At 57.8% G+C, this 8,643-nt stretch carries 7 protein-coding genes; 4 read left to right on the forward strand and 3 right to left on the reverse strand.

Annotated elements, in window-relative coordinates; all coding sequences use genetic code 11:
• Positions 1–167: 167 nt before the first annotated feature.
• Positions 168–1,136, reverse strand: coding sequence for an NAD-dependent epimerase/dehydratase family protein (locus tag KYK14_RS20675; RefSeq protein ID WP_219161597.1), 969 nt, complete (start codon positions 1,134–1,136; stop codon positions 168–170).
• A 283-nt stretch (positions 1,137–1,419) separates the two neighbouring features.
• On the opposite strand from KYK14_RS20675, the gene KYK14_RS20680 reads away from it, so the two are divergent.
• The 4 genes from KYK14_RS20680 to KYK14_RS20695 all read left to right on the forward strand — a co-directional run bounded on the left by KYK14_RS20680 (position 1,420) and on the right by KYK14_RS20695 (position 6,582).
• Complete coding sequence (locus tag KYK14_RS20680) at positions 1,420–2,445, forward strand: patatin-like phospholipase family protein (protein WP_219161598.1); 1,026 nt, start codon at positions 1,420–1,422, stop codon at positions 2,443–2,445.
• A 146-nt stretch (positions 2,446–2,591) separates the two neighbouring features.
• Positions 2,592–3,260, forward strand: coding sequence for a peptide-methionine (S)-S-oxide reductase MsrA (gene msrA / locus KYK14_RS20685; protein WP_219161599.1), 669 nt, complete (start codon positions 2,592–2,594; stop codon positions 3,258–3,260).
• Between the two features lie 122 nt (positions 3,261–3,382).
• Positions 3,383–4,633, forward strand: a complete 1,251-nt coding sequence (gene kbl, locus KYK14_RS20690) for a glycine C-acetyltransferase (protein ID WP_219161600.1) — start codon at positions 3,383–3,385, stop codon at positions 4,631–4,633.
• Positions 4,634–5,040: 407 nt separating this feature from the next.
• Positions 5,041–6,582: a T9SS type A sorting domain-containing protein gene (locus tag KYK14_RS20695; protein WP_219161601.1), complete on the forward strand. Its 1,542-nt coding sequence runs from the start codon at positions 5,041–5,043 to the stop codon at positions 6,580–6,582.
• A gap of 248 nt (positions 6,583–6,830) precedes the next feature.
• Here KYK14_RS20695 and cdaA read toward each other — a convergent pair whose 3' ends face one another.
• Together cdaA and folP are read right to left on the reverse strand one after the other, a co-directional pair.
• Positions 6,831–7,658 (reverse strand): diadenylate cyclase CdaA, encoded by an 828-nt coding sequence (gene cdaA, locus KYK14_RS20700; RefSeq protein WP_185281734.1) that lies wholly within the window; start codon positions 7,656–7,658, stop codon positions 6,831–6,833.
• Complete coding sequence (gene folP / locus KYK14_RS20705) at positions 7,655–8,551, reverse strand: dihydropteroate synthase (protein ID WP_219161602.1); 897 nt, start codon at positions 8,549–8,551, stop codon at positions 7,655–7,657. The genes cdaA and folP overlap by 4 nt, the downstream gene beginning before the upstream one ends.
• Positions 8,552–8,643: the final 92 nt, after the last annotated feature.

Here is an 8,643-nt window from a genome sequence, read left to right on the forward strand (position 1 = left end):
TGCTGGTAGATAACCTGCCAGCCGGTAGGAGTAGGGTTGACAATCATGCGAGGGGTAGGTTTCTCGCAGAAGTACGCAGCAGAAAAGCGCAGAGGTTCGCAGCGCACGATAATCGTTGCACTCTGCGAACCTCTGCGCTTTTCCGTTGGCGTACTTCTACGAGAAACCTACACGCTCACGGCCAGGTGAGCCAGCATATCAGCCGTCATCTTATCCAGGTCAAACTCGGGTTGCCAGCCCCAGTCCTGGCGGGCCTGGGAGTCGTCGATGCTGCGGGGCCAGGAGTCGGCAATCTGCTGGCGCTGGTCGGGGCGGTAGGAAACCTCAAAATCGGGTACGTGGCGCCGGATGCTGGCCGCAATTTCCTGGGGCGAGAAGCTCATGCCGCTCAGGTTGTAGCTGGAGCGCACCCTGATTTGCTCGGCGGGGGCGTGCATCAGGTCGAGGGTAGCACGCAGGGCGTCGGGCATGTACATCATAGGCAGCTCGGTGTCTTCCTGAAGAAAGCACTCGAAGTTTTCGCCGGCCACGGCTTTGTGGTAAATGTCCACGGCGTAGTCGGTGGTGCCGCCGCCGGGCAGGCTCTTGTAACCAATAAGGCCAGGGTAGCGCAGGCTGCGCACATCAAGGCCGTATTTCTGATGATACCACTCGCACCACTGCTCGCCGGCCAGCTTGCTGATGCCGTACACCGTGTTGGGGTTCATTACAGTGAGCTGGGGCGTGTGCGTGCGGGGCGTATCGGGGCCGAACACAGCGATGCTGCTGGGCCAATACACTTGCGCTACTTTGTACTCCACGGCCACATCCAACACATTCAGCAACCCATCCATGTTCAGCTTCCAGGCAACCTGCGGGTGCTTCTCGGCGGTGGCCGAGAGCATGGCAACCAGGTGGTAGATCTGGCGAGGGCGGTACTGCTGCACCAGCGCAAACAGGCGGGCGCGGTCCAGCACGTCCAACAGCTCAAATGGGCCACCGTGCAACAACTCCGGCTGCTGGGGTGGGCGCACGTCGGCAGCTATTACCTGGGCTGCACCATAGCGCTGGCGTAGCGCCTCGGTGAGTTCCAGACCTAGTTGGCCGCAAGCGCCAATAACGAGAATGGTAGCAGGTTCGGCGGGGGTGGTAGCCATAGAAAACAAATGGAATAAAAACGTGAAGCGGGTGGTGGATGCAAAGATACCGGGTAGGCAACTTATGTGCCGCTACCCGCAAGGCAGCGGGGAGGTAGTAGAGGGCAAAACTGCGAAGGAGAAGGGTGACTGATTTTATACATTCACCCTTCTCCATTAATCACAATTACTGCAAAACGACTATAACTCATTTATCTGCAAAGCATTGCTTATTTTGAAGCCGAATAGTGCTTATTGCTACCCTTGTATGCTGCGTTGCCTTACTATCCTGTTTTTTCTGCTTATGACCACCCCGCTACTGGCGCAGCCCGCCAGTCCCTACCGCAACCTGGTGATGGAGGGCGGCGGCATCTGCGGCATTGCCTACGGCGGGGCCTTGCAGGTGCTGGAAGAGCAGGGGGTGCTGGCCGACATCCGGCGGGTAGGCGGTACGTCGGCGGGGGCTATTCAGGCGGCGCTGCTGGCCGTGGGCTACTCCCCCCAGCAGATCATCGACATCGTTGACCGCACGCCGGTGCAGCGCCTCAACGACGGGCGCTTCATCTTCTTCGGGGGTAGCAACCGCCTGCTGAAGCAGTACGGCTGGTACCGCGGCGACCAGTTCACGGAGTACCTCAGCGAGCTGGTAGGCCAGCAAACCCAGCAGCCCCACCTCACGCTAGGCCAATTGCACCAGCTGGCCTTGGCCCAGCCCACCCGCTACCGCGACCTATACACCACCGGCACCAACCTCACCACCCAGCGCGTGCAGGTGTTCAGCTACGAAACCCACCCCGACCTGCGCGTGGCTGATGCCGTGCGCATCAGCATGAGCATTCCGCTGTACTTCCGGGCGGTACTGCTGGATATGCAGGGCCACGTGGTGACGCGCCCCGCCAAGGGGCAGCCGGTGCACGTGCTGGTAGACGGTGGCCTGTTGGCCAACTACCCCATCGACCTATTCGACGCTCCGCGCTACCAGCCCGTCGGCACTGGCCCGGCGGCTGCCCCTACCCCCAATCCCGAAACCCTGGGCCTGCGTCTCGACCGCGCCGAGCAGATTGCCCTGGACACGCTACCCAGCGGTCGGCAGCAGCTGGCCCCCTACCCTATTCAGAACTTCGGTTCTTATATGGGTGCGCTCTACTCGCTTTCCATCGAAAACCTGAACCCCGCTCAGCCCCAGGACTGGCCCCGCACGGTGAGCATCAGCACGGCCGGCTTCAACCCCAAAATCAAGCGCATGACGGCGGCGCAGAAACAGCTACTGGTACAAAGTGGCCGGGAAGGCGCCACGGCCTTCTTTGGCCGAAACCGGGCGAGCCGCTGAGCAACTAGCGCTACCCAGGCAACCGGTAACAGGCTACTACGCAGGAGCTTTTTTGCAGTCCGGTTTGTTGAGAAAGACGTATGTACCTGTAGTCGGCCGGCGCATTTGCCGGCACGCTTTGGTCTTTTTTCGTCTTGTTCTTTCGTATGAAATTCTTTCAATCCCTCTTATTGGTATTGGCCACGGTGGCCTCTACTGCCTGCGCTCAGCAACAGTCGCCTGATGCGCTAAAACCCGCGCCCCTACCCAAAAACACGCAAGGCCTGGCTGTAGCTACGTTTGCCGGTGGTTGCTTCTGGAGCGTGCAGGAAACCTTCCGGGAGGTGCGCGGCGTGCGCGAAACCTTGGCGGGCTACGCTGGCGGCAAAGCCCAAAACCCTACCTACGAGGAGGTAGCAGGCCAAGGAACCGGCCACGCCGAATCGGTGCAGGTGTATTACGACCCCAAGCAGGTGAGCTACCAGCAGTTGCTCGACGTATTTTTCCTGGGCGCCCACAACCCTACGGAGCTTAACTACCAAGGCCCCGACCGCGGCCCGGAGTATCGCTCGGTGGCCTTCTACCGCACGCCCCAGGAAAAGCAGCAGATTGAGGCCGAAATCAAGAAAATCAACGCCTCGCGTCATTACGGCACCGAGCTGGTGGTGACGCAGGTGACCCCTATCCAAAAGTTCTGGCCTGCTGAGAGCTACCACCAGGGTTTCTACCGCAAGAACCCCAACCAAGGCTACATCGCCAATGTATCGCGGCCCAAGGTAGAGAAGTTCCGCAAGGCCTTCCCGAACCTGCTGAAAGCTGACGTAGCAGCCCGCTAATTAGTATTGCCGCGCATAGCACGCCTCCTTGCAACCCTGACAGGGGCTCAAAGACCTGTCAGGGTTAAACGTATTGGAACGCGTAATTTCGCGTTATTCGCTTCTTCACTACCTACTACCCTATGTACGCTACCCTGCAACCCGACCTCGAAAAACAGCTTCAGGAAATCAAAGACAACGGCCTCTATAAAAAGGAGCGCGTGATTACCTCGCCCCAAGGCGCCGAAATTGAAACGCGGGAAGCGGGCGATGTGCTGAACTTCTGCGCCAACAACTACCTGGGCCTGTCGTCGCACCCCGAGGTGGTGCAGGCGGCCAAAGCGGCCATCGATACGCACGGCTACGGCATGTCGTCGGTGCGCTTTATTTGCGGCACACAGGATATCCATAAGGAGCTGGAGCAAAAGCTGGCTGAGTTTCTGGGCACCGAAGACACCATTCTCTACGCCGCTGCTTTCGACGCCAACGGCGGCGTGTTCGAGCCGCTGTTCAACGAGCAGGACGCCATTATTTCCGATGCCCTCAATCACGCCAGCATCATTGATGGGGTGCGCCTGTGCAAGGCCCAGCGCTACCGCTACCAGCACAACAATATGGAGGACCTGGAAAAACAGCTCCAGGACGCCCAGGCCAAGGGCACGCGCCACCGCATCATCGTCACCGATGGGTCATTCTCCATGGACGGCACCATTGCCCAGCTCGACAAAATCTGCGACCTAGCCGATAAGTATGAGGCGCTGGTGATGATTGACGAGTGCCACTCCATGGGTTTCCTGGGCAAAACCGGCCGCGGCACCCACGAGTACCGCGATGTGATGGGCCGCGTGGATATCATCACCGGCACGCTAGGCAAGGCGCTGGGCGGCGCTATGGGTGGTTTCACCTCGGGCCGCAAGGAGATTATTGATATGCTGCGCCAGCGCAGCCGGCCCTACCTGTTTTCCAATACGCTGGCTCCGGCCATTGTAGGCGCCTCGCTGCGCGTGCTGGAACTGCTGACCGAAAGCACCCAACTGCGTGACCAACTGGAAGAAAACACCAAGTATTTCCGCGAGAAGATGACGGAAGCTGGCTTCGACATCCGGCCGGGCGAGCACCCCATTGTGCCCGTGATGCTCTACGACGCCAAGCTGAGCCAGGAGTTTGCGGCCAAAATGCTGGGAAAAGGCATTTACGTGGTAGGCTTCTACTACCCTGTGGTGCCGCAGGGCCAGGCCCGCATTCGGGTGCAGCTCTCCGCCGCCCATTCCCGCGAGCATCTGGACAAGGCCATTGCGGCTTTCGTTGAGGTAGGACAGGAACTAGGCACGCTGAAAGACCGGAGTGCCGCAGCCCAGACCACGCCTGGCCAAGTGGTAACCAATACGCCATAGAGTATAGCCCATCGGAAAACGGATGGGGTAGGAGCGCCTATAACCCTACTTGATAGCCCAGGATTACAGTTGCCACATGGTAATTGTAATCCTGGGCTATTTTTTATGAAAATATTTATACCATCTCATTTTGAGATAATTGTCCTATTATGAGATAGTTACAAACTGATTTGTTACAATGAGAAGGTTTTTTATCAATATTCGTAGCATTTTATAGGCTTACATTTATATAAGTCATATTTGTTAATAGAAAAGTTATATTACATTTGTCCTATAACTTCTCGTTTTGATATAAAACACTCCTACCCATGCTGCTTTTCAGCCAGTATCCGAACCGCTGTGCCTTTAGCAAGGCATTGAACTATTTTGTTATATTATTGTCAATAATCGCGATAAGGCCAGTATCCGTGCAGGGGCAAACACCGACGACGTATACCTATACAGTTACGGAAAGCACGCGAAACAACTCTTTTTCTCTCAATAACAATGAAACGCTGTGCATTCCGGCGGGTATCACTTTCACGGGCAACCTCAATTGGAATGGCACCAAGTGCGCCGTGTACAACAACGGGGTGTGGAGCACAGGCAACAGCATTAATTTCGGGAAGAACGGAGCACTATATACATCGGCAACCAGCCAGACCCTAGTAAATAATCTCAACCTCACCGACGGGGTCGTTGTCTCCAATAAGGGCACCCTGAAGGCGGGCGTGAACTGGAACGGTAACGGCGCTACCATCACCACCAGCGGCAAATGGACATGCCCCGGCAGTATTCCGGTAGGACAGGCTGGCACCCTTACGGTTGAGAGAACCGGGAGTATTTCGTGCCAAGATCTGAATCTGAATACTACTGGTGGTAATGTATATAACTGGGGCCAGCTGTCGTTTACGAATTGCCAGACGGCTGAAGGCACCACCTTCCGCAATTACAGCAGCTGCATCCTGAAAGGTCACACCAATAACTCAGGAAAGATCTATAATGAAGGCTACTGGAAGTGCCTCAACTACAACAACAATAAAACGACCAACAACTGCGGCACCATTGAGGTAGATAATACCTGCCACAACAATGGCCTGGGCCTACTCCTCAACTCCGGCAAGCTGGCCGTGCACGAACTCATCAACGACGGCGAGGTACAAGGCCCCACCGATGGCAAAAGCGTTGGAAAAGTGATTGTGGACAAGCTGTCTGGCTACCAGCTATGCCGCCAAAATGGCTCCGGCAAGTTTGCTGTGGTAGGCCGTCTGGATTTGAGCCGGTGTGAACAAGGTCTCTTCAACATTCTCCTTTCCTTGATAATTGGCGATAGGGGCTGGGATGCCCTAGCGGGCGTACTCGGCAGCAACTACTCCTATAATACCAATCTGCAAACCGGCGGCTGCGTCGATCAGGTGCTGCCAGTGGAACTGACCAGCTTCACGGCGCAGGTGCGCGGTAACGCTGTACTACTGGCCTGGAACACCGCTTCGGAGAAAAACAACGACCACTTTGTGGTAGAGCGCAGCACCGATGGCTACACCTTTCAGCCACTGGCTACTGTGCAGGGTGCTGGCACCACTGCTGCCCCTACCCGCTATAACAGCACGGATGCACGTCCCCTCGCGGGCCGCAGCTACTACCGCCTCAAGCAAGTAGACCTCGATGGCAGCACCAATTACGCACCCATTATCAGTGTGCAGGTAACCAATGCTCCTACTACCACTGGCGCTACCCTAGCCGCCTACCCCAACCCCGCTACCGATTGCCTGACGCTAGACTTACGCAATCTGACCAGCGGAAGTAAGCGCGCACAACTCCGTAATCTGGCGGGCCAGTTGGTGCTGGAGCAGGCCGTAACGGATGGCTCTATGCCCCAGCTACGTCTGGAAGCACTGCCCGCCGGCGTGTACCTACTGCAAGTGCAAACCGCCAATGCTACCCTGGCGCAACGCATTGTGAAACGGTAGGCTGAAGTGGCGGATGGCGCTACGCTACAGTAGGTTGTCATTTTTCACTTCTCTGTCATCCTGAACGCAGTGAAGGACCTTCTCACAGCAGAACAAGTCGTTATTTCGACAATCGTTCTGCTGTGAGAAGGTCCTTCACTGCGTTCAGGATGACAGATGTTTTTGCCTAACAAGGCCTGTCGTTCTCGCGTGAGAAGGTCCTTCGCAAGCTCAGGATGACTGAGAAACAGGACAGCTCCCAGCAGAGACTAGGCCGCTACGTCGGTAGGCGTGGTAGCGGCGCGGGGCGCGGCGTTGAATAGGAACTCGTTGAGGCGGGCACGCAGGTCGGCGGGGGCCAGGTTGCGGAATACCTCGCCGCTACGCACTAATGACACCTGCCCGGTTTCCTCACTCACGACCAGCACTACGGCGTCTGTCACCTCGGTGAGGCCGATGGCGGCGCGGTGGCGCAGACCCATGGAAGCGGGCACGTCGGGGTTTTCGCTGACGGGTAGGATGCACCGGGCGGCGTTGATGCGGCCGTTGGCGATAATGACGGCGCCGTCGTGCAGGGGACTGGTTTTGTTGAAAATGCTCATCAGCAGGCGTTTGCTGATAGCGGCATCAATCAGGTCGCCGGAGTCGGCGTAAAACTTCAGCTCCGTAGACATGGTGAAGGCAATGAGCGCCCCCGTATTCTTGCCCGACAGGCTTTTAGCAGCTTCCACAAACGGCGTGATGCTCATGCGCTGCCCGCCGGTTTCGCGTCGCCACGAGAACATCCGTACCCGTTCCAGGGCTGTGGCCTTGCCGATGTTCAGCAAAAACCGCCGGATTTCCTGCTGAAACAGCACCACCGACGCAATAACGCCCACGCTCATAAACTGCCCCAAGATGCTGGTCAGCAACTCCATACCGGCTGCTTTCACCACCAGATAGGTGAGGTAGAGCGACATCAACCCCAGAAAAATCTTGAGGGCGACGCTACCCGTCAGCAGCTTGTAGAGTTGATAAAACAGCACCGTCACGAGCAGCACGTCGACAACGTCGATCCAGCCGACGCGCAGGAAGCCGATGGCAAAAGAGCTACTCACGGGGAAAGCGGAAAGGAAGGGTGGGCGGGGTAGGTGTTCGATACGAGGTGAATGGTTTGCATGGCCTCGGCTACGTCGTGTACGCGCAGCAGGCGGGCACCGTTGAGCAGGGCAATGGTATTGACGGCCACCGTGCCCGTGAGGGCAGCATCGGGGGTAAGGCCAAAGGGTTTGTAGAGCATGGCTTTGCGCGAAAGCCCCGCCAGGATGGGCAGGCCCAGCACCCCTAGCTCGGGTAGGCGGCGCAACAGCTCGTGGTTTTGGGCCGCCGTTTTGGCAAACCCAAAGCCGGGGTCGAGCAGCACGTCGCGCACCCCAAAGGAGCGCAGATGGGTTAGCTTGTCGCGGAAATAACGCACGAGCTCCGTAACGATGTCGCCACTATATTCAGTATGTTGAATCATCGTTTGGGGCGTGCCGCGCATGTGCATCAGCACATAGGGCGCATGCAGGCGGCCCACGGTGGTCAGCATTTCGTCGTCGAGGGTGCCGCCGCTGATGTCATTGAGGATGTCGGCGCCTGCGGCTACGGCCTCGGAGGCCACGCTGGCCCGAAAGGTATCTACGGAAATAAACGCCTCAGGAAATGCCCGGCGCACGGCTTCCACTGCGGGCAATACGCGGCGCTTTTCCTCGTCGGCGCTGATGTCCTCGGCGCCGGGGCGGGAGGAGTAGCCGCCCAGGTCAAGCACGGCGGCACCGGCCGTGAGCATGGCTTCGGCGCGGCGTAGCAGGTCGGCATCAGACCCTACCCGGCTACCCTCGAAGAACGAATCGGGGGTGAGGTTGAGGATGCCCATCACCTGCGGACGGCCCAAATCCAGCACCCGGCCGTGGGGGCAGCGCAGGGTTTGCCTCGGCGAAAAACACGTATCTTGCAGAGCCTGGAGCATAGTTTCGGGTTGGGTCGTCTGTCATCCTGACGAAGGAAGGACCTTATGACAGCAGAAGGAACCGCGGGCACGATACTCGTTACTATCTCCAT

This window comes from Hymenobacter profundi, from assembly GCF_019334315.1.
Taxonomy (GTDB): Bacteria; Bacteroidota; Bacteroidia; order Cytophagales; family Hymenobacteraceae; genus Hymenobacter; species Hymenobacter profundi.

Coding starts and splice junctions, on each gene's coding strand:
- KYK14_RS20675 (WP_219161597.1), bottom strand. CDS start 1,136: ATGGCTACCACCCCCGCCGAACCTGCTACCATTCTCGTTATTGGCGCT.
- KYK14_RS20680 (WP_219161598.1), top strand. CDS start 1,420: ATGACCACCCCGCTACTGGCGCAGCCCGCCAGTCCCTACCGCAACCTG.
- msrA (WP_219161599.1), top strand. CDS start 2,592: ATGAAATTCTTTCAATCCCTCTTATTGGTATTGGCCACGGTGGCCTCT.
- kbl (WP_219161600.1), top strand. CDS start 3,383: ATGTACGCTACCCTGCAACCCGACCTCGAAAAACAGCTTCAGGAAATC.
- folP (WP_219161602.1), bottom strand. CDS start 8,551: ATGCTCCAGGCTCTGCAAGATACGTGTTTTTCGCCGAGGCAAACCCTG.